24 protein-coding genes and 3 tRNA genes are annotated in these 26,270 nt (G+C 55.0%); 7 read left to right on the top strand and 20 right to left on the bottom strand.

Going from position 1 to position 26,270, the window contains the following annotated elements; genetic code table 11:
* Window positions 1-311 precede the first annotated feature (311 nt).
* Both ulaG and ulaR read left to right on the top strand, forming a co-directional pair.
* The gene (gene ulaG, locus HMPREF0201_RS01270) at window positions 312-1,376 is read left to right on the top strand and encodes an L-ascorbate 6-phosphate lactonase (protein ID WP_016517628.1); all 1,065 of its coding nucleotides are present in this window, start codon (window positions 312-314) and stop codon (window positions 1,374-1,376) included.
* 99 nt (window positions 1,377-1,475) lie between these two features.
* The gene (ulaR, locus tag HMPREF0201_RS01265) at window positions 1,476-2,231 is read left to right on the top strand and encodes an HTH-type transcriptional regulator UlaR (RefSeq protein WP_016517627.1); all 756 of its coding nucleotides are present in this window, start codon (window positions 1,476-1,478) and stop codon (window positions 2,229-2,231) included.
* Between the two features lie 2 nt (window positions 2,232-2,233).
* Here the strand turns inward: ulaR and yjfP are convergent, their stop codons facing one another.
* Window positions 2,234-2,962, bottom strand: a complete 729-nt coding sequence (gene yjfP / locus HMPREF0201_RS01260; protein ID WP_016517626.1) for an esterase — start codon at window positions 2,960-2,962, stop codon at window positions 2,234-2,236.
* Between the two features lie 166 nt (window positions 2,963-3,128).
* Here yjfP and bsmA point away from each other — a divergent pair, with 166 nt between their 5' ends.
* Window positions 3,129-3,458, top strand: coding sequence for a biofilm peroxide resistance protein BsmA (gene bsmA, locus HMPREF0201_RS01255; RefSeq protein ID WP_016517625.1), 330 nt, complete (start codon window positions 3,129-3,131; stop codon window positions 3,456-3,458).
* 156 nt (window positions 3,459-3,614) lie between these two features.
* On the top strand, window positions 3,615-3,890 hold the full coding sequence (gene yjfN / locus HMPREF0201_RS01250) for a DUF1471 family protease activator YjfN (RefSeq protein WP_016517624.1): 276 nt from the start codon (window positions 3,615-3,617) through the stop codon (window positions 3,888-3,890).
* A 19-nt stretch (window positions 3,891-3,909) separates the two neighbouring features.
* On the opposite strand, the gene HMPREF0201_RS01245 is transcribed toward yjfN, so the two are convergent.
* From HMPREF0201_RS01245 to nnr, 15 genes are all read right to left on the bottom strand, one after another.
* On the bottom strand, window positions 3,910-5,544 hold the full coding sequence (locus HMPREF0201_RS01245) for an isovaleryl-CoA dehydrogenase (protein ID WP_016517623.1): 1,635 nt from the start codon (window positions 5,542-5,544) through the stop codon (window positions 3,910-3,912).
* Between the two features lie 110 nt (window positions 5,545-5,654).
* Complete coding sequence (gene rlmB, locus HMPREF0201_RS01240; protein ID WP_016517622.1) at window positions 5,655-6,386, bottom strand: 23S rRNA (guanosine(2251)-2'-O)-methyltransferase RlmB; 732 nt, start codon at window positions 6,384-6,386, stop codon at window positions 5,655-5,657.
* 195 nt (window positions 6,387-6,581) lie between these two features.
* On the bottom strand, window positions 6,582-9,026 hold the full coding sequence (rnr, locus tag HMPREF0201_RS01235; RefSeq protein ID WP_016517621.1) for a ribonuclease R: 2,445 nt from the start codon (window positions 9,024-9,026) through the stop codon (window positions 6,582-6,584).
* Window positions 9,027-9,063: 37 nt separating this feature from the next.
* Window positions 9,064-9,489, bottom strand: a complete 426-nt coding sequence (nsrR, locus tag HMPREF0201_RS01230) for a nitric oxide-sensing transcriptional repressor NsrR (protein ID WP_039899082.1) — start codon at window positions 9,487-9,489, stop codon at window positions 9,064-9,066.
* 177 nt (window positions 9,490-9,666) lie between these two features.
* On the bottom strand, window positions 9,667-10,965 hold the full coding sequence (locus HMPREF0201_RS01225) for an adenylosuccinate synthase (RefSeq protein ID WP_016517619.1): 1,299 nt from the start codon (window positions 10,963-10,965) through the stop codon (window positions 9,667-9,669).
* A gap of 102 nt (window positions 10,966-11,067) precedes the next feature.
* On the bottom strand, window positions 11,068-11,265 hold the full coding sequence (locus tag HMPREF0201_RS01220) for a DUF2065 domain-containing protein (RefSeq protein WP_039897843.1): 198 nt from the start codon (window positions 11,263-11,265) through the stop codon (window positions 11,068-11,070).
* 61 nt (window positions 11,266-11,326) lie between these two features.
* Entirely contained in the window at window positions 11,327-12,331 is a 1,005-nt protein-coding gene (hflC, locus tag HMPREF0201_RS01215; protein ID WP_016517617.1) for a protease modulator HflC, read from the bottom strand.
* A gap of 2 nt (window positions 12,332-12,333) precedes the next feature.
* The gene (gene hflK, locus HMPREF0201_RS01210) at window positions 12,334-13,590 is read right to left on the bottom strand and encodes an FtsH protease activity modulator HflK (protein ID WP_016517616.1); all 1,257 of its coding nucleotides are present in this window, start codon (window positions 13,588-13,590) and stop codon (window positions 12,334-12,336) included.
* 84 nt (window positions 13,591-13,674) lie between these two features.
* Entirely contained in the window at window positions 13,675-14,955 is a 1,281-nt protein-coding gene (gene hflX / locus HMPREF0201_RS01205) for a ribosome rescue GTPase HflX (protein WP_016517615.1), read from the bottom strand.
* Between the two features lie 75 nt (window positions 14,956-15,030).
* On the bottom strand, window positions 15,031-15,342 hold the full coding sequence (gene hfq, locus HMPREF0201_RS01200; protein WP_016517614.1) for an RNA chaperone Hfq: 312 nt from the start codon (window positions 15,340-15,342) through the stop codon (window positions 15,031-15,033).
* Window positions 15,343-15,443: 101 nt separating this feature from the next.
* Window positions 15,444-16,388, bottom strand: coding sequence for a tRNA (adenosine(37)-N6)-dimethylallyltransferase MiaA (miaA, locus tag HMPREF0201_RS01195; RefSeq protein ID WP_016517613.1), 945 nt, complete (start codon window positions 16,386-16,388; stop codon window positions 15,444-15,446).
* Window positions 16,381-18,261: a DNA mismatch repair endonuclease MutL gene (gene mutL / locus HMPREF0201_RS01190; RefSeq protein WP_016517612.1), complete on the bottom strand. Its 1,881-nt coding sequence runs from the start codon at window positions 18,259-18,261 to the stop codon at window positions 16,381-16,383. The genes miaA and mutL overlap by 8 nt, the downstream gene beginning before the upstream one ends.
* Before the next feature lie 9 nt (window positions 18,262-18,270).
* A complete protein-coding gene (gene amiB / locus HMPREF0201_RS01185) occupies window positions 18,271-19,599 on the bottom strand; it encodes an N-acetylmuramoyl-L-alanine amidase AmiB (RefSeq protein WP_016517611.1) in 1,329 nt (442 codons plus the stop codon).
* 13 nt (window positions 19,600-19,612) lie between these two features.
* Window positions 19,613-20,074 (bottom strand): tRNA (adenosine(37)-N6)-threonylcarbamoyltransferase complex ATPase subunit type 1 TsaE, encoded by a 462-nt coding sequence (tsaE, locus tag HMPREF0201_RS01180; protein WP_016517610.1) that lies wholly within the window; start codon window positions 20,072-20,074, stop codon window positions 19,613-19,615.
* A 4-nt stretch (window positions 20,075-20,078) separates the two neighbouring features.
* Window positions 20,079-21,590, bottom strand: coding sequence for a bifunctional ADP-dependent NAD(P)H-hydrate dehydratase/NAD(P)H-hydrate epimerase (nnr, locus tag HMPREF0201_RS01175; RefSeq protein ID WP_016517609.1), 1,512 nt, complete (start codon window positions 21,588-21,590; stop codon window positions 20,079-20,081).
* On the opposite strand from nnr, the gene queG reads away from it, so the two are divergent.
* Window positions 21,589-22,728 (top strand): tRNA epoxyqueuosine(34) reductase QueG, encoded by a 1,140-nt coding sequence (gene queG, locus HMPREF0201_RS01170; protein ID WP_016517608.1) that lies wholly within the window; start codon window positions 21,589-21,591, stop codon window positions 22,726-22,728. The two genes, nnr and queG, sit on opposite strands and share 2 nt — an antisense overlap.
* A gap of 273 nt (window positions 22,729-23,001) precedes the next feature.
* Here the strand turns inward: queG and HMPREF0201_RS01165 are convergent.
* From HMPREF0201_RS01165 to orn, 4 genes are all read right to left on the bottom strand, one after another.
* Window positions 23,002-23,077, bottom strand: a tRNA-Gly gene (locus HMPREF0201_RS01165).
* A 36-nt stretch (window positions 23,078-23,113) separates the two neighbouring features.
* Window positions 23,114-23,189, bottom strand: a tRNA-Gly gene (locus HMPREF0201_RS01160).
* A 36-nt stretch (window positions 23,190-23,225) separates the two neighbouring features.
* Window positions 23,226-23,301 (bottom strand) — tRNA-Gly (locus HMPREF0201_RS01155).
* Window positions 23,302-23,486: 185 nt separating this feature from the next.
* Complete coding sequence (orn, locus tag HMPREF0201_RS01150) at window positions 23,487-24,032, bottom strand: oligoribonuclease (RefSeq protein WP_016517605.1); 546 nt, start codon at window positions 24,030-24,032, stop codon at window positions 23,487-23,489.
* A 113-nt stretch (window positions 24,033-24,145) separates the two neighbouring features.
* Here orn and rsgA point away from each other — a divergent pair, with 113 nt between their 5' ends.
* Together rsgA and asd are read left to right on the top strand one after the other, a co-directional pair.
* The gene (gene rsgA / locus HMPREF0201_RS01145) at window positions 24,146-25,201 is read left to right on the top strand and encodes a small ribosomal subunit biogenesis GTPase RsgA (RefSeq protein ID WP_039897842.1); all 1,056 of its coding nucleotides are present in this window, start codon (window positions 24,146-24,148) and stop codon (window positions 25,199-25,201) included.
* A gap of 79 nt (window positions 25,202-25,280) precedes the next feature.
* Window positions 25,281-26,246 carry an archaetidylserine decarboxylase gene (asd, locus tag HMPREF0201_RS01140; RefSeq protein WP_016517603.1) on the top strand — a complete coding sequence of 322 codons (966 nt, stop codon included), beginning with the start codon at window positions 25,281-25,283 and terminating at the stop codon, window positions 26,244-26,246.
* Window positions 26,247-26,270: the final 24 nt, after the last annotated feature.

The following is a 26,270-nucleotide window of genomic DNA, read 5'->3' as shown; positions in this document are numbered from 1 at the left end:
CTCAGCCACACTCTATCTTTCAAAAGTAATCACAAGAAGATCGAAAATGATTATTTGTGAGATGCCCCGCATTTTATTTACCCTACCCCTTAAAGGGCTTATTTTCATTCAATAAGCGCTCAAAATAATTCTTTATAATCAAAACCATAATAAATAAAAAAACATTTTAACCTTTATAATCAAGCTGCTTATCCGCTCCATACACATAGTCACCAGGTTAAAAAAATGCTTTTACACGCTGATTATTCCTGTCAATATAAATCAAATTGAATCATAAAATGATTAAATGGCGACAAAAAAGGAGTTATCCGATGAGTAAAATTGCTTCGATTACCCGAGAATCCTGGATCCTGAATACTTTTCCTGAGTGGGGAAGCTGGCTTAATGAAGAGATTGAGCAGGAGGTGGTCGCCCCCGGCACCTTTGCGATGTGGTGGCTTGGCTGTACGGGGATCTGGTTGAAATCTCAGGGTGGGGCAAATATCTGTGTGGATTTTTGGTGCGGAGTTGGGAAGCAGAGCCACGGCAACCCGTTAATGAAAACGGGTCATCAGATGCAGCGTATGGCGGGCGTTAAGAAGCTCCAGCCGAATCTCCGCACCACCCCTTTTGTCCTCGATCCTTTCGCAATTCGCGAGATTGACGCCGTGCTGGCTACGCACGATCACAACGATCATATTGATGTGAACGTTGCCGCCGCCGTCATGCAAAACTGCGCCAAAGATGTGCCGTTTATCGGGCCACAAACCTGCGTGGATATCTGGATTAGCTGGGGCGTCCCACGCGAACGCTGCATCGTAGTGAAGCCGGGTGACGTGGTAACAGTTAAAGATACTGAAATACACGCGCTCGATGCTTTTGACCGTACCGCGCTGATTACGCTACCGGCCGGGCAAAAGGCGGCGGGAGTGTTGCCCGACGGCATGGATAACCGCGCGGTAAACTACCTGTTTAAAACCCCCGGAGGAACGCTCTACCACAGCGGAGACTCCCACTACTCTAACTATTATGCGAAACACGGAAACGAGCACAAAATTGATGTGGCGTTAGGTTCCTACGGCGAGAACCCACGCGGTATTACGGATAAAATGACCAGCGCCGATATCCTGCGTATGGCCGAATCCCTTAATACAAAAGTCGTTATCCCTTTCCATCATGATATCTGGTCAAATTTCCAGGCCGACCCGCAGGAGATCCGCGTGCTGTGGGAAATGAAAAAAGATCGTTTGAAATATGGTTTTAAGCCGTTCATCTGGCAGGTTGGCGGCAAATTCACCTGGCCTGAGGATAAAGATAGTTTTGAATACCACTACCCGCGCGGGTTTGACGACTGTTTTACCCTTGAACCCGATTTGCCGTTTAAATCATTCCTGTGATGTCATGCCGGGCATCGGCCCGGCTTTTTTGTTTATCCATAGGTATTTCAAACATTTTCAAATATCATCTTTCTCTATCATCTCTCATCGGAACTACGCATGACGGAAGCACAGCGCCACCAGATTTTGCTCGATCTACTGCAACAATCCGGATTTATTACGGTTGAACAGGCGATTGAACGTCTGGGTATTTCTCCCGCAACCGCGAGGAGGGACATTAACAAGCTCGATGAGAGCGGCAAACTGAAGAAAGTACGCAACGGCGCAGAGGCGATTACCCAACAGCGCCCGCGCTGGACGCCGATGAATATCCATCTGGCGCAGAATCACGATGAAAAAAGCCGCATCGCCAATGCCGCCTCGCAGTTGGTGAACCCCGGCGAAAGCGTAGTCATTAACTGCGGTTCCACCGCGTTCTTACTCGGCCAGCAGATTTGCGGCAAACCGGTACAAATCATCACTAATTACTTGCCGCTGGCAAATTATCTTATCGAGCAGGAGCACGACAGCGTGGTCATCATGGGCGGCCAGTACAATAAGAGCCACTCGATTACGCTCGGCCCGCAGGAGAGCGAAACGTCTCTGTATGCCGGACACTGGATGTTTACCAGCGGCAAAGGGCTTACCGCCGAAGGGCTGTACAAAACCGATATGCTCACCGCGATGGCGGAGCAGAAGATGTTGAGCGTAGTCGGGAAACTGGCCGTGTTAGTGGACAGCAGTAAAGTTGGGCAGCGGGCCGGTATGCTCTTTAGCCGCGCAGACCAGATAGATTTAGTGATAACCGGCAAACACGCCGATCCTGAAGTAGTAAAAAAACTTCAGGATCGCGGTGTTAAAGTGATGCTGGTTTAGGTTTACAGATGGCGGGCAAAAAACTGGCTTGTGGCTTCCAGCGCCTCGGGTGTAATGCGGTGTTTCACACCGGCTTCCCACAGGCAGGTGAGGTTTTTGTCCTGCTTGCTGGCGATTAACGCCTGCTGGAGCCTCAGGGTCTCTACGGCGGGGACTACGTCATCGGCCTCACCGTGCCAGAGCAGCAGCGGCCTGTCGGCAAGGCGTTCAAGTTGCTGGCCGATATCATAGCCCACCAGTCCGGCAATAATTCCCTCTCTCTCTTCAGCCGCTGGTGGATAAAGGGTTTGCGCCAAAGTAGTGAAATAACCCGATCCCATCAGGCAGGCAACGCAGCGAACCTCCGGGTGGCGAGCCATGATGCCCAGCGCCGTCATTCCCCCCATGGAAGCTCCGGCCACCGCCACTCTTCCCTTTGCAATCAATTTTTTGTCCAGAAGCGCCTGATAAAGTTCAGGAAATTCATCAATACTGGTTTTTAAAATCGGCCAGAGCTGTAATAGCCGGGCGCTTGCGTTGCCGTCGTAGCGAGCGCCGTGGTCGCGCGCATCCGGCATCACTACGCGGAACCCGGCCTGGGCAAGCGCCACGGCGAAGTAGCTGTAAACCAGTTTAGAGGAGGTAAATCCGTGGTAGAAAATGACCGTTGGCAGCGGGGCTTCTTTCATTCCGGCGGGTACGGCATGCAGGACTTCAACGCCTGCAAACGGCTCATTATAAATTTCAATCATCTTCTCTTCTCCTCCGGCGAAATATCAGGGAAAGTAGCCGCTATTAGGGATTATTGTAACGGTGAGATCCAGTTAGCGATTTTCATTCGAAAGTGAGTTAAAAGCGCGCCTCAGATAACAGATCGGGAACATTCCCCCTTTTCAGCGCCAAACCCGGAACTACACTATGACAGTCAAGAAACGAGAAACCATCATGCTTCGGCTATCCGTGCTAATTACAGCGGCGTTATTGAGCGCCTGCAGCGTGCTTCAGGGTTCGCCGCAGCCAGCTCCACCGCTCCGCGATTATCCGCAGGAAATACAGCGACCTCAAACTGCGGAGCTAACCAAAATCGGCACGGTTTCAGCCGTAGTACGCGGCTCTCCAATGGACTCAGAAGCCATTATTAAGAAGAAAGCCGCAGCAGCGAAAGCCGATTATTACCTCATCATTATGAATGATGAGACCGTAATACCGGGTCAGTGGTACATACAGGCTATTTTGTATCGAAAATAACGTAGCGGACACGCGTTATTTATTGATATTTACACAGCTTTTCGCCGCTTGATGGTTTCTTGTGCACAATTAACCCCGCCCTCAGGAAGCGGGGTCTGCTTTGAGTAAGCGAAGGATTGCCCTGTGACTTCGGGGTAAATTAATAAGGAACTGACAATGAAACGATCTCTTGCCTTAACTACACTGCTGTTATCTGTTGGCCTGATTCCGACTCTGGCTCAGTCAGCCGAGTTTGCCAGCGCGGATTGCGTGACGGGCCTTAACGAAATCGGATTAATTTCGGTGAATGATATTTTCGGCAGCCCGCAGGACGTCGAGCGCATGATTGCGCTGAAAGCTGACGAGCAGGGTGCTTCCTGGTACCGCATTATTCAAATGCAGGAAAACCTCCAGGCCGACAACTGGCGAGCACAGGCGATTATTTACGCCTGATTACCCGCCGGAGAAATCATCAGGCCATGCCTCCCGTTGCCCGCAGCAGCACATCGCTGATGACCTGCTCGGGCAAAAGCGTTTCGCCTCGGTCATCAAGCTTCATGCGGCACCACGCTTCAGCGGCCGGTGGAGAAAGAAATCGCAGCAACTGTGCTCCACAGGCAAGATCTGCCAGCTGGCGGATAATCTCCCTCCCTCTCTCCTCCTGCGGTTTACGCAACCTTTGCTGAAGCTGCCGCCAGCTGCGGTCAAAATGCCGGTTTTGCCCTTTTACTTCGTCAAACTCGCTATGCAGCATCTCCATGACCGCAGGCTGTTTAGCCAGCACGCGCAGCACGTCGAGGCTCATAATGTTGCCTGAGCCTTCCCAGATACTATTTACCGGCATTTCGCGGTACAGGCGAGGCAGCTCGCTATCTTCGCAATAGCCGATCCCCCCCAGCACCTCCATTGCCTCTGCCACAAACCCAATGCCGGCCTTACAGACACTAAACTTGGCGGCGGGCGTGAACAGGCGGCTATAGGCGAGTTGTTGAGCATCCCCCGGGGATTCCCAGGCCCGCGCCAGGCGGAACAGAAACGCGGTTTGCCCTTCAAGATGCAATGCCATTTTCCCCAGTAGCTGGCGCATGATCGGCTGCTCGATAAGGCTTTTACCGAAGGCCTGCCGCTGGAGCGCATGATACAGGGCGACCGACAGCGCGCGTCGCATCAGGCCATGGCTGCCAAGCGCGCAATCGAAGCGGGTAAAACCGCCCATTTTAAGGATATGGCGCACGCCCTCGCCTTCTTCGCCGATAAGCCACCCGGTCGCATCGCAGAATTCTGCTTCGGCGCTGGCATTAGAGCGATTTCCGAGCTTATCTTTGAGCCTTTCGAGGCGCACCGCATTGCGCTGGCCATCGGGCAGAATGCGCGGCAGAAAATAGCAGGATAAGCCCCCTTTTGCCTGAGCCAGCACCAGGTGCGCATCGCTTTGCGGTACTGAGAAAAACCATTTGTGGCCGACCAGTCGATAAGGCTCACCGGTCCCCCGGCTGCCCAGCGGCTCCGCCTTAGTAGTATTGCTCAGTACATCCGATCCGCCCTGCTTCTCCGTCATGCCCATGCCAATCAGCAAACCGCGCTTTTGCTCGCCGGGCTGAAAATGCGCGTCATAGCGGTCACCCAGCAGCGGCCTGCGCCAGCTTTCAAACGCCTTCGGCAGATGTTGAAGCAGCAGCGGCGTGGCGCCGAAAGTCATGGTTATCGGGCACAGCGTGCCAGCTTCGACCTGAGCATGCTGAATAAAGCGTGCCGCACGGGCGACGAACGAGCCTTGCCTGGCATCTTCCTGCCACGCAAGGTTATGCACTCTGTTAGCAAACAAGCCCTGCATCAGCAGGTGCCAGGCGGGGTGAAAGCGGATATCGTCCAGCCGCTCTCCGCTGCTATCGTATCGCAGCAGCTCCGGCGGGTTAGCGTTAGCCAAACGACCCAGTTCGAGAGATTCCGCAGACCCCAGCTGCTGGCCAATACTGGCCTGAAGCTCCGCATCCCAGCCTGCGCCTTCGCGAACTAACGCCTCTCGCAGGGAGATATCGGAAAGAAAGAGATTACTGTTGCTGAGGGGCAACGGTTGGTTAAAAACGGTGTGAGTTTGCCAGCGCATCCTGTTCCCTCCATCTTTGGCAATGCCTTTAAGTATGGACGGAGATGGCGCTTCTGCGCGGAGGGGGATCACAAACGGGGCGGTTTACACCCCGTTTGCGTTAATGCTAATTAACCGCGCTGACGCACGATTTCAAACAGGCAAACGCCGGTTGCCACGGAGACGTTCAGAGAAGAAACGGTCCCGGCCATCGGGATGCTGACCAGTTCGTCGCAGTGCTCGCGAGTCAGGCGGCGCATACCTTCGCCTTCCGCACCCATCACCAGCGCCATCGGGCCGGTAAATTTGCTCTGGAACAGCGTATGGTCAGCCTCACCCGCAGTCCCCACAATCCAGACGTTCTCTTCCTGCAACAGACGCATGGTGCGGGCCAGGTTGGTTACGCGGATCAACGGAACATTTTCCGCCGCACCGCAGGCAACTTTTTTCGCCGTCGCGTTAAGCTGGGCGGAACGATCCTTAGGAACGATAACCGCGTGAACGCCCGCAGCATCTGCGCTACGCAGGCATGCCCCGAGGTTGTGCGGGTCGGTTACGCCATCAAGGATCAGCAGGAACGGACGTTCATGCTCGGCAATCAAGTCCGGCAGATCGTTTTCCTGGTACTGACGGCCCGGCTTCACGCGGGCAATAATCCCCTGGTGAACCGCGCCTTCGGCTTTCTCGTCCAGCCACTGGCGGTTTGCCACCTGAACCGGAATGCCCTGCGCTTCAACAGCGTGGATCAGCGGCATCAGGCGCTTGTCTTCGCGACCTTTCAGGATAAAAACTTCCTGAAAACGCTGCGGAGCACGTTCAAGCAGGGCCTGGACGGCGTGAATGCCGTAAATAATTTCACTCATTGATGTCACTCATTGCGGACGAGAGATCGCCCGTGTTGGTTTATTCATGTCTATGTTTAGCCCCTCACCCCGACCCTCTCCCCAAAGGGACGAGGGAGAAAAACGATAAAGCCTTCTCCGTTTACACGAGGGAGTACATCATCATTCTGTTTGTCCCCTCTCCCTTTCAGGGAGAGGATTAGGGTGAGGGTAATATCAGCTTACCGGCTTTTTAGCCGCGCGCTTCGCCTTGGTCGCAGCCGCTATTTTACGGGTTTTGTCCGAAGGCGCTTTCGCTTTCTTCGGTTTCTTTCCGGCCTTCTCTTTCTTCGCTTTGGCACCATCCTTCTCTTTACGGAAGGCGTTGTCAGGCTCGAAGTTTACGCGCTTACCGGCCTGACGGCGTTTGGAAGGCGCTCCGCCGGTTCCTTTCTTCGCTTTATCCTTCGCCGTTTTACCTACGCCACGCGGCGCACGCTGGCTTGAGATAAGCGCGAAGTCGATTTTACGCTCGTCCATGTGAACGGCTTCAACCCGAACTTCAACGCGGTCACCCAGGCGGTAAGTCTGACCGCCGGACTCGCCAATCAGGCGCTGGCCAATCTGGTCGAAGCGATAGTAATCGTTATCCAGCGTCGAGACGTGAACCAGCCCGTCGATAAACAGATCGTCCAGGCGAACGAAGAAACCAAACCCGGTTACGCTGGCGATGATGCCGTTGAAGACCTGGCCCACCTGATCCTGCATAAAGTCGCATTTCAGCCAGTCCGCTACGTCGCGGGTTGCTTCGTCGGCGCGGCGTTCCGTCATCGAGCAATGCTGACCAAGCTGGAGCATCTCTTCCATGCTGTAGTGCCAGCCGCCGGACTCGGTGCTGTTGCCTTTATGGCCCTGCTCTTTTGCCAGCAGATATTTGATGGCACGGTGCAGCGACAGGTCCGGGTAACGGCGGATAGGCGAAGTAAAGTGCGCGTACGATTGCAGCGCCAGACCGAAGTGGCCGCGGTTTTCCGGATCGTAAATTGCCTGTTTCATGGAGCGCAGCAGCATGGTTTGCAGCATTTCATGGTCAGGACGATCGGCGATGGAGGCCAGAAGATCAGCGTAATCACGCGGCTCTGGTTTCTGCCCGCCCGGCAGCTCAAGACCCAACTCCGCCAGTACCGAGCGGAACGCGGTGATGGCGTCATTGCTCGGACGATCGTGGTCGCGGAATAGCGCAGGCTCGTTATTTTTCTCAACGAAACGCGCCGCCGAGATATTCGCGAGGATCATGCACTCTTCGATAAGCTTATGCGCGTCGTTACGCACGGTTTGCTCTACGCGTTCGATACGACGTTCAGCGTTGAAGATAAACTTCGCCTCTTCGCTTTCAAACGAGATGCCGCCGCGCTGGGCGCGGGAGACTTCCAGCACTTTATAAAGGTTATGCAGCTCTTCGATGTGCTTCACCAACGGCGCGTACTGCTCGCGCAACTCCTGGTCGCCTTGCAGCATATGCCAGACTTTGGTGTAAGTCAGGCGCGCGTGGGAGCTCATCACCGCTTCATAGAATTTGTAGCCGGTCAGGCGGCCTGCGGCTGAAATAGTCATTTCGCAGACCATACACAGGCGGTCAACCTGCGGGTTGAGCGAGCACAGACCGTTGGACAGCACTTCCGGCAGCATAGGAACAACCTGCGACGGGAAGTAGACCGAAGTGCCACGATTGCGCGCTTCGTTATCCAGCGCGGTTGGCGGACGCACGTAGTAGCTCACGTCGGCAATAGCGACCCAGAGGCGCCAGCCGCCGCCGCGTTTTTTCTCACAGAATACGGCATCATCGAAGTCTCGGGCATCTTCGCCATCGATGGTCACCAGCGGCAAGTCACGCAGGTCAACGCGGCCAATTTTAGCTTCTTCCGGCACTTCTTCCTTCAGAGTCGAAACCTGCGCTTCAACCTCTTTAGGCCAGACGTATGGAATTTCATGAGTACGCAGCGCCATATCCACGGCCATGCCGGTGCCCATATTGTCGCCGAGCACTTCAACAATCTTGCCGATAGCTTTGGTGCGGCGGGTCGGGCGCTGGGTCAGCTCAACCACCACCACAAAGCCCATACGGGCACCCATCAGCTCTTCAGGCGGGATCAGGATATCGAAGCTGAGGCGGCTGTCGTCAGGCACCACAAAACCAATACCAGCATCGGTAAAGTAGCGGCCAACGATTTGACCGGTTCTTGGCTCCAGCACGCGGACAATACGCGCTTCGCGACGGCCTTTGCGGTCGGCACCCAGCGGCTGCGCCAGCACCAGGTCACCGTGCATGCACATCTTCATCTGTTCAGATGAAAGATAGAGGTCGTCTTTACGCCCTTCCACGCGCAGAAAGCCGAAGCCATCGCGGTGGCCAATCACTTTGCCTTTGAGTAAATCAAGGCGCTCCGGCAGCGCATAGCACTGACGGCGGGTAAAGACCAACTGCCCGTCACGTTCCATCGCACGCAGGCGACGGCGCAGGGCTTCAATCTGTTCTTCACCGGAAATTTTTAGTTCGTCTGCCAGTTCTTCACGATTGGCAGGTTTTTCACGTTTTGAGAGATGATCGAGAATAAACTCCCGGCTTGGGATCGGGTTTTCGTATTTTTCGGCTTCTCGTTCCTTAAAAGGATCTTTTGACATTTCGGGTCCTCCGTTGTCATCCACAGATGGAGTGTGATTAGTCCACCAGCAGTAATTTGTAGAGCGGTTGGTTTTGGTCCACCAGATCGGCCAGCGTGTGCTTATCAAGCTCCTTCAGGAAACTTTGCACCGCTTCGGCCAAAGCCTGCTTGAGTCGACAAGCCGGGGTGATATGACAAAACTCACTGCTACAGTTCACCAATGAGAGCGGCTCCAGCTCACGCACCACGTCGCCTATGCGGATAGTCTCCGCAGGCTTACCAAGGCGGATGCCGCCGTTTTTTCCTCGCACGGCCATTACATAACCCGCGCGGCTGAGTTGATTGATGATTTTCACCATATGATTTCGGGACACGCCGTACACCTCTGTCACCTCAGAAATGTTGGTCATTCTCCCTTCGGGGAGAGAAGCCATATAAATCAAAGCACGTAAACCGTAATCAGTAAAACTCGTTAACTGCACATCAACCTCATGGGTGGGAGGGGAAACGCTTTGCACAAGGCAAGGTGTACCTTAAACCAGGCACATATTGATGATAAACCAGCCATAAGGCTGCCAGCTAATTTATTTGGCGAGAATAGCGAATAAAGCGGCGGGAAACGAGCAATACGGGGTGTGGAGCCACACCCCGCCACATCATTATGCGTCGAACGGATCGCGCAGAATCATGGTTTCAGTACGGTCTGGGCCGGTAGAAATGATATCAATCGGCACGCCGGTGACTTCTTCAATGCGTTTGATGTAGTTCAACGCTGCCTGCGGCAGACCGCTACGCTCTTTCACGCCAAAGGTGGTTTCGGACCAGCCCGGCATGACTTCGTAAATCGGCTCGATACCTTCCCAGTCATCCGCCGCCATTGGGGTGGTGGTGACTTCACGGCCGTCCGGCAGACGGTAGGCTACGCAGATTTTAACTTCTTTCAGGCCGTCCAGTACGTCCAGCTTGGTCAGGCAGAAGCCGGACAGGGAGTTGATCTGCACCGCACGACGCACGGCAACCGCATCCAGCCAGCCGGTACGACGACGACGACCGGTGGTGGCACCGAATTCGTTACCCTGTTTGCACAGGAATTCGCCGATGTCATCGAACAGTTCGGTTGGGAACGGACCTGCACCCACGCGGGTGGAGTAGGCTTTGATGATACCCAGAACGTAATCCACATAACGTGGACCAATGCCGGAGCCAGTCGCAACGCCACCCGCGGTGGTGTTAGAGGAAGTTACGTACGGATAGGTACCGTGGTCGATGTCCAGCAGCGTACCCTGAGCACCTTCAAACATGATGAAATCGCCGCGTTTGCGCGCCTGATCCAGCAGGTCAGACACGTCCACCACCATGGAGGTCAGGATGTCGGCAACCGCCATCGCATCATCCAGCACTTTCTGGTAGTCAACCGCTTCAACTTTGTAGAAGTTCACCAGCTGGAAGTTATGGTATTCCATCACTTCTTTCAGCTTGTCTGCAAAGGTGGCTTTGTCAAACAGGTCGCCAACGCGCAGGCCACGACGGGCCACTTTGTCTTCGTAAGCCGGGCCGATGCCGCGACCGGTCGTACCGATAGCTTTAGCGCCGCGAGCTTTTTCACGCGCAACGTCCAGCGCAACGTGGTAGTCAAGGATAAGCGGGCAAGCTTCAGACAGCAGCAGACGCTCACGTACCGGAATCCCGCGGTCTTCCAGCCCTTTCATCTCTTTCATCAGCGCCGCAGGAGACAGCACAACGCCGTTACCGATGATGCTGGTGACGTTTTCGCGGAGAATACCTGATGGAATAAGATGGAGAACGGTTTTTTCACCGTTGATTACGAGAGTGTGGCCTGCGTTGTGACCGCCCTGGTAGCGTACAACATATTTAGCCCGTTCAGTCAGAAGATCTACGATCTTTCCTTTACCTTCGTCACCCCATTGGGTGCCCAGTACGACGACGTTGTTACCCATTTTTCAAAATCACCGTTTGCTTAAAAAAGGATTCTACCATCGGTTTCCCAGATGAACAGCCCTTTTAGTACACAAAATAGTATTCTGCCGAATAAATTTTGCTCAGTTGCCGCCGCGACTCAACATGTAGTAGATAACGATGCCAGCAACCACAAGACCTCCGCCAAAACGGCGCAGCAGCGTGTCAGGTAATTGTGCCATTGCGAGGATCATACGCCGCCAGATGCGTGGGTAAAGCATCGGCCCAAGCCCCTCAAGCACTAAAACCAGCGCAAGAGCCAGCCAGATTGTTGAATTCATAATCATCCTTTACGGGCATAAAAAAAGAGCCGGTAAACCGGCTCTTTCATCACATTAAAGATTAGCGTGAGCTGGTAGTTGGCGTCTTCATGTAGCGGAAGAAGTCGCTGTCCGGGCTCATGACCATAATGTCCTGGTTGGACTGGAAGCTCGCTTCATAAGCACGCAGGCTACGAATAAAGGCATAGAAGTCCGGGTCCTGGCTAAACGCGTCGGCAAACAGCTTCGCTGCTTCAGCATCGCCTTCACCGCGGGTCATGCGGCCCTGACGCTCGGCTTCTGCCAGCGTACGAGTCACCTCGTAGTCAGCGGTAGCGCGCAGCTTCTCAGCCTCTTCCTGACCCTGTGAACGGTGGCGACGTGCAACCGCTTCACGCTCGGCGCGCATACGGTTATAGATAGCCTCGGACACTTCGGTCGGCAGGTTGATCTGCTTGATACGCACATCCACCACTTCAATACCCAGCGCAGCCATACTGTTCGGGTTAATCACCGGCACTTTGCCGTTGGTTTCCTGAGTCACACGCGCTGCTGCCGATGCAATTGCATCGTCCGCGGCCGGCGTGGCGACTTCGTCATCCGTACCCGCAGAACCGGAGTTCAGCGCATCGCGCACGTCCAGCGTCAGGCGGCCACGAGAGTCGGTTACGATGTCTTTCACATCCAGACGACCAATTTCAGAACGCAGACGGTCGCTGAACTTACGTTTCAGCAAGACTTCTGCCTGAGAAACATCGCCGCCGCCTGTCGCCAGGTAGTAACGGCTAAAGTCGCTGATACGCCACTTGATATAGGAGTCAACGATCAGGTCTTTCTTCTCTTTGGTAACGAAGCGATCGGCCTGGTTGTCCATGGTCTGGATACGAGCATCCAGGGTTTTCACGGTTTCAATGAATGGGATCTTGAAGTGCAGACCCGGCTCATAAACCAGCGGTTTGTTTTCGTCATCACGCAGGACTTTACCGAAGCGTAATGTAATGCCGCGCTCACCCTCATGCACCACAAACAGCGAGGTGTAAATCACGACCAGCACGATGATAATTACTGCAATTAAAGACTTACGCATCGTTATTCACTCCCTACGCGCTGGGTATCGTTGCGCTGCGCGTTAGCGCGACGGCTATCCATGACATCGCCACTCGAGGAGGACGAAGAGGTGCTGGCACTGCTGCCGGAGCTGGACGCTGGCGGCAGACGCAGCAGATTGCTCGCCGCGCTGTTATCGCTCTTTGCAGCTGGCTGCTGAGCGCCACCCTTCAACATCTGATCCAGCGGAAGCACCATCAGGTTGCCACCTTTGTCGTTAACCAGCACTTTACGGGTGTGGCTAAGCACTTTTTCCATGGTTTCGATATACAGACGCTCGCGGGTAATTTCCGGCGCGGCTTTATATTCAGGCAGCAACCTGGCAAAGCGAGAAACTTCACCCTGCGCTTCCAGAACGGTCTGCACTTTATAAGCACGGGCCTCTTCCAGAATACGCTGAGCCTGGCCGTTAGCACGCGGCTGGACTTCGTTGGTGTAAGCTTCCGCTTCACGGATGTACTGCTGTTCGTTTTCACGAGCAGAGATAGCATCATCAAACGCCGCCTTCACTTCTTCCGGCGGACGCGCCGTCTGGAAGTTGACGTCCAGCAGGGTTATCCCCATGTTGTACGGGCGAATCGTCTCTTCCAGCTCGCGCTGGGTGTCGCTACGAATAATGGTACGACCCTCGGTGAGGATCTTATCCATGGTGTATTTGCCGATAACGCCGCGCAGCGCGCTGTCGGTTGCCTGGCGCAGGCTGTCGTCCGCGCTGGTTACGCTAAACAGGTAACGCTGCGGATCGGTCACGCGGTACTGCACGTTCATTTCAACGCGCACCACGTTTTCATCAGAAGTCAGCATCACGCCTGAGGCGGCCAGTTCACGGACCGACTCAACGTTAACGGCCTGAACGCTGTCGATAAAGGTCGGCTTCCAGTTCAGACCCGGCTCAACCAGATGGCTGAACTTACCAAAGCGGGTCACAACACCGCGTTCGGCTTCTTTAATGGTATAGAACCCGGTTGCGGCCCAGATAATTACGACCGCGACGGCAACGATACCGACGATACGACCGCCAATGGGATTACCCGGCCCCTGCGATGAAGCACCGCCGCTGCCGCCACTTTTTCCGCCCCCAAGGCCACCGAGCTTTTTGCTCAGCTTACGGAAGATATCATCCAGATCAGGTGGCCCCTGATCGCGCCCTCCTTTGTTACCCCCAGAGTCGCCGCCAGGCTTGCTGCTTCCCCACGGGTCGCGGTCCTGTCCGTTATTACCGGGCTGATTCCACGCCATGTTTATGCTCCATATTTGTTGTGCGGTGATATCCCCCGAGGGGGAAATAGTCTTCAGGACATTTGTGAGCCGGCTTGATTGCGTCTAAACGATGTAATCCGCCAGTGCCGGTTCTTGTTTACAGAGGCGGCGCCAGTCCACGATGGGCATACGTACTTCTAACCCAAAGGAACCGTCTTCCTCTGTCCACTCTTTTTCTATTGCCTGAAGCTGATAAAAACGGCTCCGCAAGCGGCCTTCCTGAGGAGGTAAACGCAGCGTGTGCTGCGCAATTTCACCAGACAAACGCTCGGTCAGAGCCTGGAAAAGCAGTGGGACACCGGCCCCGGTCTGAGCGGAAAGCCAGACCCGGATCGGCACATTCTCGTCGTTCCTGTCGATGCGCGGTTCGAACTCGTCCAGCGCATCGATTTTATTCATGACCAACAGAGACGGGATTTCATCTGCTTCAATCTCTTCCAGTACGGTATCGACTGCTGCAATGTTTTCCTGCATCCGGAAGTCAGCCGCGTCAATGACGTGTAACAACAGCGTGGCCTGACGTGTCTCCTGCAAAGTGGCTTTAAACGCCGCTACCAGGTCATGCGGCAGATGGCGAATAAAACCTACAGTATCTGCCAGCACGGTTTCGCCCACATCTGCGACGTCAATGCGGCGCAGCGTAGGATCGAGTGTGGCAAATAGCTGATCCGCGGCGTAAACATCTGCCGCGGTAATTCTGTTAAACAGCGTGGATTTACCGGCGTTGGTATAGCCCACCAATGAAACCGTCGGCACATCTGCTTTATTGCGTGAACGGCGCCCCTGCTCGCGCTGTTTTTCAACTCGTTCTAAGCGCGAGAGGATCAGCATAATTCGGTTACGCAGTAAGCGACGGTCGGTTTCGAGCTGGGTTTCACCCGGGCCGCGTAAACCAATCCCGCCTTTCTGACGTTCAAGGTGGGTCCAGCCGCGCACCAGGCGAGTAGCCAGATGGCGAAGCTGAGCCAGCTCAACCTGCAATTTACCTTCATGGGTACGTGCACGTTGGGCGAAAATATCTAAAATTAACCCGGTGCGGTCGATGACACGACACTCGCACAGAGCTTCAAGGTTACGTTCCTGGGCGGGGGATAACGCGTGATCAAACAGCACAACCGACGCCCCAGTAGCTTTTACAGCTTCGGCAATTTCAACGGCTTTGCCTTCACCAACGAAATACTTTGGGTGCGGGGACTTGCGGCTACCGGTCACCACCTGCAATGCTTCGACGCCGGCTGAAGAGACCAGGGATTCAAACTCCACCAGGTCTTCCATATCTTTGTCTTGCGAAAAATAGATGTGTACCAGCACCGCCTGCTCACCGGCATCATAACGGTCAAACAAGCGTATAACCTCTCAAAAAGACCAGCGGGGAACGCAGCTGAACTGGTCCCCCGACCGGGAAAACAGCCTTCGACCTTATTCGGTCTCTTCGCCGTCTTGTTGCGTCGCAGAACCAGCCTGCGCGCTGCCGCCGTGATGGTAGCCGCCAGAACCGCCGGTGCCGGTGTTATTGCTATGATGAGAAACCGGACGAGACGGAACAACGGTAGAAATCGCGTGCTTATAGACCATCTGGCTGACCGTGTTTTTCAACAGGATCACGAACTGATCGAAAGACTCAATTTGCCCTTGCAGCTTAATACCATTCACCAAATAAATAGAAACTGGAACACGTTCACGACGCAGTGCGTTCAAGAACGGATCTTGTAAAGATTGCCCCTTAGCCATTCTATCTTTTCCTTATATGTTTGTTGTTTGTCACTCAAGAGCGATTAGCTCTGAAAAACTGCGTAAAAATTTGCGCACGCTGACGTTTCAATTGTACACATTCACCCATGCTTCGCACTAACAACCTGTAGCACTTCGCTGTATGCCTGTTCAGGATTTTCACTGTCTAACCAGTGAACACCTTCCCAACCACGCAGCCAGGTCATCTGGCGCTTAGCCAATTGACGCGTCGCGCAAATACCTCGATAAACCATCTCGTCATAGGAGGTTTCACCCGCCAGATAAGACCACATCTGCCGGTAACCCACACAACGAATGGAAGGCATCTCCGTATGCAAATCTCCGCGAGCAAAAAGCGCCCGCACTTCTGCTTCAAAACCTGAAGCTAACATCTGATGATAACGCTGCTCAATTCGCTGATGGAGCAGTTCACGGCTCGCCGGGGCGATGGCGAACTGATGCACCTGATACGGCAGAGCTTCTCCTGACGTTTGCGTCAGTTCCGTTAAAGTTTTACCCGAAATGAAAAAAACTTCCAGTGCCCGGGAAAGCCTTTGCGGATCATTTGGATGAATCCGGGCGCCCGCAACGGGATCAATCTGTTCCAGTTGGCGATGCAACGCGTCCCATCCCAGCTCTGCTGCCTGTTTCTCTATCTTCGCTCTCACTTCAGGGTCGGCTGACGGCAGCGGCGAAAGCCCTTCCAGCAGCGCCTTAAAGTAAAGCATTGTTCCGCCCACCAGCAGCGGGATACGCCCGGCGGCGGTAATCTCTGCCATCTCGGCCAGCGCATCGCGGCGAAAATCCGCTGCGGAGTACGCCTGAGCCGGGTCAAGAATGTCCAGCAGCCTGTGCGGCGCCTGGGCCAGTTCCTGCTCCGTTGGCTTAGCGGTGCCGACATCCATTCCACGATAGATGAGGGCCGAATCCACGCTTATCAACTCTACTGGTAAAGTTTTACGCAAATTAATAGCAAGAGCGGTCTTGCCGGAGGCCGTTGGCCCCATTAAAAAAATCGCCTGAGGCAGTTTTTTATCTTCAGTCATGTTTCAGGGCGTTCATCGCCGATTGTAAATCAACAGGTTGCAGTAAGCCGCCGGGCGGTGATTTCACCAGCTGCGGGCAAAGACGTTCGACTTCAGCCAGCAGGGCGATAGCCTGAGCCTGGCTCCAGTGCTCGTTATAGCTCGCAAGATGACGAGCAATCCACATAGCAAGCTGGCTCTGCGAGACTTCTGCCTGTTGCGCCAGGTATCCTGGCAGTTCGTGAATCAAGATTTGTAAATTTTGTTTCCGTAAAGGTAAAGGTACTGTGCGAATTGTTATTTGACGGGCGTCAGTATCAAATTCGATGCCCATTTCTTTCAAAAGCGCTTGATATTTAACCAATACATCATGTTCTTCACGGCTGACTTTAAGCCGCAGAGGGATCAACAGCGGCTGAGCGCGCAGCCCCTCGCTGCCGGGCGAGAGCTGCGCCTGTTTTAACCAGCGCTCGGCAACCGCCAGCGAGAGCAGCGCAAGCTTACCCTGGCGCTCAAGCAGAGCGGTATCGGGAGGTAAAACCGTCAGCACCCGGCCAAAGCTTTGCGAGTGGCCTTCCAGCGCGGCCGGCTCTTCTGCACGTGCTACCGGCGGCTGGCTGACTTCCGGCGTGTCCAGCAGTTGGCGGTATAACGCGCCCTGCTGCTTCTGGTAGCCCGGCGAAGCATGCGGCCAAAGCGGCGTACTACCGCCCGCACCAGAGCGCCCACCGCCTGCCGAAGAAGACGATGAAACCGGGCGCGGCGAAGGCTCCCGAGGCTCGCTTTCTACGGCCGGAGTGGCAAACTGGTTACGCCCGGCGGCAACCCGGTTTTCAGGCTGCCAGCGTTCGGCGGGCAGCTCCGTTGTCTCTTCCAGCGCCAGCGCATTTTCGCTTTGCTGTTGCAGCACGCTAAGCACGCCCTGATAAATAAAATCATGCACCAGCCGCGACTGATGAAAGCGCACTTCATGCTTGGCGGGATGAACGTTAACGTCCACCTGATGAGGATCTATCTCCAGATACAGCACGAAAGCCGGCTGCTGATCGACCCCGAGTTTATCCTCACAGGCCTGGCGGATGGCGTGGTTAATTAGCCTGTCGCGCATCATGCGGCCATTAACATAGCAATACTGAATTTCCGCCAGCGCAGACGTTGTGGCGCGCGGTTCGGCAACCCAACCGCGCAGTGCCAAATCACCGTGCTGCCACTCAATGGCCAGCGCTTGCTCAAGAAACGGCGTGCCGCAAATAGCGCCGAGCCGCCTTTCACGAGGCGCTCCGTCCTGAACCGCACGATACTGGCGGATCATCTTACCGTTGTGATTGAGCGTGATGGAGACGTCGAAGCGCGCCAGCGCAATGCGGCGCACCACTTCATCGATATGATTAAACTCGGTCTTTTCGGTACGCATAAACTTGCGGCGTGCCGGAGTGTTGTAAAACAGGTCGAGAACTTCAAGCGTCGTCCCTACCGGATGTGCGGCGGGTTTCACCGTAACATCCTGGTCGCGCCCTTCCGCATATGCCTGCCAGGCTTCGCTTTGCTCTGCGGTACGCGAGGTCAGCATCAGACGGGACACAGAGCTGATACTGGCCAGCGCTTCTCCGCGAAATCCCAGACTAATAATCGCTTCCAGATCGTCAAGCGAAGCGATTTTACTGGTCGCGTGGCGGGCCAGCGCCAGCGCCAGCTCCTCCTGTTTAATGCCGCAGCCGTTATCGCGGATGCGGATAAGTTTCGCGCCCCCACGTTCAATATCAATGTCGATGCGCGTGGCACCGGCATCGAGGCTGTTCTCGACCAGCTCTTTCACTACCGACGCAGGGCGCTCTACAACCTCGCCAGCGGCGATCTGGTTCGCAAGCTGCGGCGGCAGAACCTGAATCGGCATGTTATCTCCTTAGTTAGTAATCGCGACCTGCTGCGGCGAACCGGCCTGCGTGCGGGCGGTCTGCTCACTCCCCGGAGCCGATTGCAAAGGATGCTCCCGGAAGTAGTTTCGCAGCCCTTCATAAATCGCCTGGGCAATTTGCTGCTGATAGCTGTCGCTGCCTAACTGGCGCTCTTCGGAGCTGTTGCTGATAAACCCGGTTTCGACCAGCAGAGAAGGGATATCCGGCGAGCGCAGCACGCCCAGGCTGGCATGCTCGGGGCGGCGTTTGTGCAGCGAACCTACGCGCTGCAATTGGGCCAGCACTTTTGTCGCCACATCATACCCGACGCGCTGTGAATGACCGAACTGCAAATCAAGCACCGCCTGGCTGAGGTAAGGGTCCGCCTGGCTGTTAGCCAGCACGTCACCCGCGCCGCCCAGTAACTCAGACTGCTTCTCGTGCTGTTCCAGCCAGCCCGCCATCTCGCTATTAGCCCTGCGGTTGGAGAGAACCCAAACCGAAGCCCCGGTTGCATCGCGGTTAGGCGCGGCGTCAGCATGAATAGAAACCAGCAGGTTGGCATTTTGCTTACGCGCCACGTCGGAGCGGCCCATAACCGAAATAAAATAATCGCCATCGCGGGTCAACACGCCGCGGAACATTGGGTCGTCGTTCAGCAACACCTTGAGCTTGCGGGCTATGGAGATAGTGACGTTCTTCTCCTGAGTGCCGCCGGGGCCAATGGCACCGGGATCCTGGCCGCCGTGCCCGGCATCAATCGCCACCACAACGGTGTCCGACTGGCCGTTGTTTTTAACCCTGGCAGCCGGGCGGGTAACGGTATTAGAGCCGATTACGCCGGTTACCTGCTGCGGTTTAAAGGGGTTACGGGCCGGATCGGGCGAGCGAACGGGAGCCGCAGGCTCAGCGCGCTTAGCCACTACTGGCGGCGGTGGAGGCGGCGGTGCATCTGCATTAATGGTAAAGATGACGGTATAATTGGCGCCGTTCTGCTGCTTAACGGCGCGCGTTTTACCCGGCTGGGTTAAATCGACCACCAGACGCAGCGACTGTTCGTCTTTAGGCTGCCCGGAACGAATGCTTTTCACCAGATTACTGCCGCTAAACTGTAGCGGAAGCCCGCGAATCACGCCGGTTTGCTTAATATCCAGCGCGACGCTTCGTTTATCGTCCTGCGAAAAAGTATATTCCGGGTCACCCATAAAACTGAAGGTGATACGCGCCTGGTTATCACCGTTAGAAACCTGAATATCCGAAAGCGTTGCCGCTCCAGCCTGTGCGCAGCACATCAGCAGGAAACCGGCCATCAACCAACCTTTCACGCGATAGATCATCCCGTCATCCTTGTTATTTGGCTAACCGCGCCAGTAACGACTCACCAGATGAGGAAACAGCTGCAATGCGTGCCTCACGCCCTTGCGCCTGGTAGCTTAGGTGAAGTTCGACATCCGGTTCCGGGAGCACACCTTTCCCCTGCTGCGGCCACTCAACCAGGCAAATAGCGTCGTTGGTGAAGTAATCGCGAATTCCCATAAACTCCAGCTCTTCCGGGTCAGCCAGTCGATATAAATCAAAGTGATAGACCATCAGGTCATCAAGCTGATACGGCTCAACGAGCGTATAAGTCGGGCTTTTAACGTTGCCCTTATGACCCAGCGCCTGCAAAAAACCGCGGCTAAAGGTGGTTTTCCCCGCCCCAAGATCGCCATACAGGTAAATAACCGTTGCGCCTTCGCAGGCTCGCGCCAGGCTATCGCCCAGTTGTAATGTTGCCGCTTCGTCAGGTAATTCAATAACACGATTCATCATGGCTTCAGGTATTCAAATCCGGGTTAACAAACAGGTAAAGCGTCGATAGCAGGTCGCTCGCCAGCATGCCACGCATTCCGCTCTGGCGGGCCAGTACATCTGCGGCCGCGCCGTGAGCGACGCAGCCCGCGCAGGCAGCATCATACGGGGTAAGCTTCTGTGCCAGCAATGCGGCAATGATGCCAGATAGCACATCCCCCATACCGCCGCCGCCCATCCCGGCATTACCCACGTCTATAATCGCCAGGCTATCTTGATGAGCAACCAGCGTACCGGCTCCTTTTAAGACCACCGTTCCACCATAACGTTTTACCAGACGCCTGGCGGCAAGTAAGCGGTCACTCTCAATTTGTGACACAGCGCAATTAAGCAGCCGTGCGGCCTCGCCAGGATGGGGAGTTATCACGCGATTCTGACGTTTATCCGGATTGATTGCCAGAAGGTTGAGCGCATCCGCATCCCAAAGCATCGGTTTACGGCTGTTCTCCACTTTTTGTAGGGCCTTTTTGCCCCACTCCTGCTGGCCTAAGCCGGGGCCAATGGCAACCACGTCGGCCCATTCCAACGCCTCATCCAGCGATTCCGGCGTCAGCTCATGAACCATTAATTCCGGGCGAGCAGTCAGCAACGGCGCGATATTCTCCCGACGGGTAAGCACCCGAACCAGTCCTGCCCCGGCACGCAGCGCGGCCTCCCCGGCCATGCGGATAGCGCCCGCCGTGCCGTGGTCGCCGCCGATAATCACCAGCCGCCCGTTATCGCCTTTGTGCGAGGTTGGGCGCCTCGGGTTGATCCAGTCGGCAAGTTGCTGTGTATCGAAGCGCGCAATTGGAGGCTCCTGCCCGAGCAACCACGGCTCAAGCCCCAGAGCCGAATAATGCAGCCGGCCCACCACATCACGCGCTTTACCGGTCAGCAACCCCGGCTTCAGGGCGATAAAGGTCACGGTATCCTTAGCCTGGACAACGGCCCCCGGCGTTGCGCCGGTCTCAGCCAGCAGGCCAGAAGGAATATCCAGGGCAATAACCGGAGCAGGATGCTGATTAATACGCTCGATAAGCCGCGATATGTTTTCGCGCGGGGCGCTGGCCAGCCCGGAGCCGAGCAGCGCATCAACAATCAAATCAGTATCAGAAGGCCATGCCTGCTGCGGGTCGTGAGGAACGCCACCGGCGTTTAGCCAGGCCGCGCGAGCCTGGTGCGCCTCTTCCGGCAGAGGCTTGTCACTTTCTACCGCCAGCAAGGTGACATGAATGCCAGCGGCCTGAGCCAGACGAGCCACAACATAGCCGTCGCCGCCGTTATTGCCCTTGCCGCATACAACCAGCCAGCTGCGCGTCTCCGGGTAATGCTCCCGTGCGATTTGAAACGCCGCCTCACCCGCCCGCTGCATCAGTTCATACAGCGTCAGGCCGAGGCTGTCGGCAGCCTCCGGCTCGGCGTTACGCAGCCAGTCCGCTGGCCAGACTGAATGTGGTATACTTTTAGCGTACTTTTTCAGGTTATGGTCCGTCATGTCACAGCCCCTCGATTACAATCAATTAGCGCAAAACATCAAACTGTGGGGCGAAGAGCTTGGCTTCCAGCAGGTTGGTATTACCGATACCGACCTCTCCGCCAGCGAGCCGGAGCTGCAGGCATGGCTGGACAAGCAATACCACGGCGAAATGGACTGGATGGCCCGCCACGGCATGATGCGCGCCCGCCCGCACGAACTGGTGCCCGGCACGCTGCGGGTGATTAGCGTGCGCATGAATTACCTTCCCGCCAACGCGGCTTTCGCCTCTACGCTAAAAAACCCGCAGTTAGGTTACGTCAGCCGCTACGCGCTGGGCCGTGACTACCATAAAGTTTTGCGTAACCGCTTAAAAAAGCTTGGGGAAATGATCCAGACCCACTGTTCCACGCTGAATTTTAGACCTTTTGTTGACTCAGCGCCGCTTCTTGAGCGCCCGCTGGCTGAAAAAGCCGGGCTGGGTTGGACAGGTAAGCACTCACTTATCCTCAACCGCGAGGCAGGATCGTTCTTTTTCCTCGGCGAGCTGCTGGTTGATATCCCGCTCCCGATCGATAAACCGGTGGAAGAAGCCTGCGGCCGCTGCGTGGCATGCATGACGATTTGCCCGACGGGGGCCATCGTTGAACCCTACACGGTGGATGCCCGCCGCTGCATCTCCTACCTGACGATTGAACTTGAAGGTGCTATCCCGGAGGAATTCAGGTCGCTTATCGGCAACCGCATTTACGGCTGCGATGACTGCCAGCTTATCTGCCCGTGGAACCGCTACTCGCAGCTTAGCGATGAGGACGATTTCAGCCCGCGTCGCGCCCTGCACGCCCCACAGCTAACCGAACTGTTCGCCTGGAGCGAGCAGCACTTCCTGCGGGTGACAGAGGGATCGGCCATTCGCCGCATTGGTCATTTACGCTGGTCGAGAAATATTGCGGTTGCGCTCGGCAATGCCCCCTGGGATGAGGCTAATCTTGCCGCACTTGAACAGAGAAAAGGTGAGCACCCACTTCTGGATGAGCATATTGAATGGGCGATTGCGCAACAAATAGCCAGGCGAAGCGAGCAGGCAGTGGAAGTTCAGTTGCCGAAGAAACAGAGGCTGGTCAGGGTCATCGAAAAGGGGCTGGTGCGCGACGCGTGATATGTCCACAGCGTGTGCATAACATTCAAAAACGCTTTGTCATTCAAGCGTCAAAATTTCCGCAAGTATTACATTAATATTTCGAAATTAAATTATTTCTATAAAAATCAACGAATTAAAATATTAGTGTAAAAAATATTACATTCGTAGCATAGCGAAAGGCGCAGACAATCCTGTGGATAAGTCTGTTCACAATAATATTGCAGAGTCACAAAATGCCATCCCCGACGCCTGCTGGGCGCTGTGGATAATTTGTACTTGAAAGGAAAAATTTGGAGCGGGAAACGAGACTCGAACTCGCGACCCCGACCTTGGCAAGGTCGTGCTCTACCAACTGAGCTATTCCCGCTTGGGTGGTGCGTGGCTGTAAAAGCCAATCAAATTTTGGAGCGGGAAACGAGACTCGAACTCGCGACCCCGACCTTGGCAAGGTCGTGCTCTACCAACTGAGCTATTCCCGCTTGGGTGGTGCTGGCTGTGAAAGCCAAATCAAATTTTGGAGCGGGAAACGAGACTCGAACTCGCGACCCCGACCTTGGCAAGGTCGTGCTCTACCAACTGAGCTATTCCCGCTCTGTGTATCTCTGCAATTTCTGCATCGGTACGGGAGGCGCATTATACGAGAATTCGTTTTTGTCGCAAGCCCTGAAACGTTTTTTTTCTCGTTTTTTATCTGACTGCCGATTAAATCGCCAGGATGATTATTTTATCATCTCATGTGGCTATTTTCCCCTCACCTTTCGGCAAGGGGACTGTTTTTAAAGCTTAATAAAATTCTCGCGATAATAAGCAAGTTCCGCCACCGACTCGCGAATATCATCCATCGCCTGGTGCGTACCCTGTTTTTTAAAGCCCGGCAAAATTTCTGGCTTCCAGCGGCGAGCCAGTTCTTTCAGCGTGCTGACATCGAGGTAACGGTAGTGGAAATATGCCTCCAGCTCCGGCATGTATTTGAACAGGAAGCGGCGATCCTGGCCGATACTGTTACCGCAGATAGGCGAGGTATTCGCAGGCACCCATTGTTTAAGAAACTCCAGCGTCGCCAGTTCAGCCGCATGGTCGTCAAACGAGCTGGCCTTCACGCGCTCCACCAGGCCGCTGGCGGTGTGGGTACGAACGTTCCAGTCGTCCATCAACGCAAGCTGCTCGTCGGACTGGTGTACCGCGATGGTCGGCCCCTCCGCCAGAATATTCAGGTTGGCATCGGTCACCAGGGTAGCAATCTCAATTATGCGATCCCGCTCGGGGTCCAGACCGGTCATTTCTAAATCAATCCAAATCAGATTGTTTTCGTTTCCACTCATGCTATTTTCCACCCTTCTTGTGCGTCGCCCACCCTTGACGATGGGTTAATTCGTATAAAATAGTGTGTATCATAGAGGTTTTGCCCACCAGGGGCGACCAGGAGCCAGTACGCTTGAGCAAAAATAAACTCTCCAAAGGCCAGCAGCGCCGCGTTAACGCGAACCATCAGCGTCGTCTGACAAAAACCGTGGAGAAAGCCGATTACGACGACGCCCAGTTTGGTGAGCCGCGCGAAGGCACGGTTATCAGCCGCTTTGGCCAACACGCGGACGTAGAGTCCCATGAAGGCACGGTCCACCGCTGCAACATTCGTCGCACCATTCGTTCGCTGGTTACCGGCGACAAGGTGGTCTGGCGCTTAGCGAAAGAGGCGGCAGAAGGCGTCTCGAAAAAAGGCATTGTCGAAGCGGTTCATGAACGAACCTCGGTTCTGACGCGCCCTGACTTTTACGATGGCGTAAAACCCATCGCGGCAAATATCAACCAAATCATTATTGTTTCGGCTATTTTGCCGGAACTCTCGTTGAACATTATCGACCGCTACCTCGTCGCCTGCGAAACCCTCGACGTTGAGCCTCTGCTGGTCCTGAATAAAACAGACCTGCTGGACGAAGACGGCCTGAAGTGGGTCAACCAGCAAATGGATATCTATCGCAAGATTGGCTATCGCGTACTGATGGTGTCCAGCTACAAAGCGGAAGGCCTTAAAGAGCTGGAAGGCGAGCTGGTTGGCCGCATCAGCATCTTTGCCGGTCAGTCTGGCGTCGGCAAATCCAGCCTGCTTAATAACCTGCTGGGCTTCATCGACAAGCAAATTCTGGTAAATGATGTTTCCGACGTCTCCGGCCTCGGGCAGCACACCACCACCGCATCACGCCTGTACCATTTCCCGGGCGGCGGCGACGTTATCGACTCGCCGGGCGTGCGTGAATTTGGCCTGTGGCACCTTGAGCCTGAACAAATCACCCACGGATTTGTCGAATTCAATGATTATTTAGGCCGCTGCAAATACCGCGACTGCCGCCATGATAACGATCCGGGCTGTGCCCTGCGTGAAGCCGTCGAGCGCGGCGAGATAGCGGAAACACGCTTTGAAAACTACCACCGCATTCTGGAAAGTATGGCGCAGGTAAAAACGCGTAAAAGCTTTTCTGAAACTGACGACTGACAATTAAGCTGGGCATCGCTAGAATCGCCCCCTTTTCTGTATCAGCCCGACCATCAGGGCATTTAGCCAGGAGGCTATTTTGTTAGACAACATTAAACTTTCGCTTCAATACATTCTGCCAAAACTGTGGCTGACTCGCCTGGCAGGCTGGGGCGCAAGCAAACGTGCTGGCTGGCTGACCAAGCTGGTCATCGACCTGTTTGTGAAATACTACAAAGTTGACATGAAAGAGGCGCAGAAGCCGGATACCGCCGCTTACCGCACCTTTAACGACTTCTTCGTACGCCCGCTGCGAGATGACGCTCGCCCGCTGAATACCGACCCGAATGTGCTGGTGATGCCTGCCGACGGCGTAATCAGCCAGCTTGGCAACATTGAAGAAGACAAAATCCTGCAGGCAAAAGGCCATAACTACAGCCTGGAAGCTTTGCTTGCAGGCAACTACCTGATGGCAGACCTGTTCCGCAACGGTAGCTTTGTCACCACTTACCTGTCTCCTCGCGATTACCACCGCGTGCATATGCCGTGCAACGGCATCCTGCGTGAAATGATCTACGTTCCCGGCGACCTGTTCTCCGTAAACCATCTGACCGCGCAAAACGTTCCGAACCTGTTTGCCCGTAACGAACGCGTAATCTGCCTGTTCGACACAGAATTCGGTCCAATGGCGCAAATTCTGGTAGGTGCTACCATTGTTGGCAGCATCGAAACCGTTTGGGCCGGCACCATTACGCCGCCGCGCGAAGGCGTTATCAAGCGCTGGACCTGGCCTGCGGGTGAAAGCGAAGGCTCCGTTGCGCTGCTTAAGGGCCAGGAAATGGGCCGCTTTAAGTTAGGCTCTACGGTGATTAACCTGTTTGCGCCGGGCAAGGTAAACCTGGTCGAACAGTTGAAGAACCTCTCCGCGACTAAAATCGGCGAAGCGCTGGCCGTTTCTACCGCACCGGTTGTCGAGCCTGAAGTGCCGGTAAGCGAAATTCCTGCCGACGTTGTCGCCTCTGATGAAGCGCCCAACGTTCAGGAAGAAGATAGCCGCAAAGACTAACCGCTCTCTATTTCGAGTTTTAGC

Source organism: Cedecea davisae DSM 4568 (assembly GCF_000412335.2).
GTDB classification, from domain to species: domain Bacteria; phylum Pseudomonadota; class Gammaproteobacteria; order Enterobacterales; family Enterobacteriaceae; genus Cedecea; species Cedecea davisae.
Note: the sequence above shows the minus strand (reverse complement) of the source record. Positions and strands in the feature narration are given on the sequence as shown.

Bases quoted from the DNA above. Each gene is read 5' to 3' on its own strand.
- ulaG (WP_016517628.1), top strand. From the start codon at position 312: ATGAGTAAAATTGCTTCGATTACCCGAGAATCCTGGATCCTGAATACT.
- ulaR (WP_016517627.1), top strand. From the start codon at position 1,476: ATGACGGAAGCACAGCGCCACCAGATTTTGCTCGATCTACTGCAACAA.
- yjfP (WP_016517626.1), bottom strand. From the start codon at position 2,962: ATGATTGAAATTTATAATGAGCCGTTTGCAGGCGTTGAAGTCCTGCAT.
- bsmA (WP_016517625.1), top strand. From the start codon at position 3,129: ATGACAGTCAAGAAACGAGAAACCATCATGCTTCGGCTATCCGTGCTA.
- yjfN (WP_016517624.1), top strand. From the start codon at position 3,615: ATGAAACGATCTCTTGCCTTAACTACACTGCTGTTATCTGTTGGCCTG.
- HMPREF0201_RS01245 (WP_016517623.1), bottom strand. From the start codon at position 5,544: ATGCGCTGGCAAACTCACACCGTTTTTAACCAACCGTTGCCCCTCAGC.
- rlmB (WP_016517622.1), bottom strand. From the start codon at position 6,386: ATGAGTGAAATTATTTACGGCATTCACGCCGTCCAGGCCCTGCTTGAA.
- rnr (WP_016517621.1), bottom strand. From the start codon at position 9,026: ATGTCAAAAGATCCTTTTAAGGAACGAGAAGCCGAAAAATACGAAAAC.
- HMPREF0201_RS01225 (WP_016517619.1), bottom strand. From the start codon at position 10,965: ATGGGTAACAACGTCGTCGTACTGGGCACCCAATGGGGTGACGAAGGT.
- HMPREF0201_RS01220 (WP_039897843.1), bottom strand. From the start codon at position 11,265: ATGAATTCAACAATCTGGCTGGCTCTTGCGCTGGTTTTAGTGCTTGAG.
- hflC (WP_016517617.1), bottom strand. From the start codon at position 12,331: ATGCGTAAGTCTTTAATTGCAGTAATTATCATCGTGCTGGTCGTGATT.
- hflK (WP_016517616.1), bottom strand. From the start codon at position 13,590: ATGGCGTGGAATCAGCCCGGTAATAACGGACAGGACCGCGACCCGTGG.
- hfq (WP_016517614.1), bottom strand. From the start codon at position 15,342: ATGGCTAAGGGGCAATCTTTACAAGATCCGTTCTTGAACGCACTGCGT.
- miaA (WP_016517613.1), bottom strand. From the start codon at position 16,388: ATGACTGAAGATAAAAAACTGCCTCAGGCGATTTTTTTAATGGGGCCA.
- mutL (WP_016517612.1), bottom strand. From the start codon at position 18,261: ATGCCGATTCAGGTTCTGCCGCCGCAGCTTGCGAACCAGATCGCCGCT.
- amiB (WP_016517611.1), bottom strand. From the start codon at position 19,599: ATGATCTATCGCGTGAAAGGTTGGTTGATGGCCGGTTTCCTGCTGATG.
- tsaE (WP_016517610.1), bottom strand. From the start codon at position 20,074: ATGATGAATCGTGTTATTGAATTACCTGACGAAGCGGCAACATTACAA.
- queG (WP_016517608.1), top strand. From the start codon at position 21,589: ATGTCACAGCCCCTCGATTACAATCAATTAGCGCAAAACATCAAACTG.
- nnr (WP_016517609.1), bottom strand. From the start codon at position 21,590: ATGACGGACCATAACCTGAAAAAGTACGCTAAAAGTATACCACATTCA.
- orn (WP_016517605.1), bottom strand. From the start codon at position 24,032: ATGAGTGGAAACGAAAACAATCTGATTTGGATTGATTTAGAAATGACC.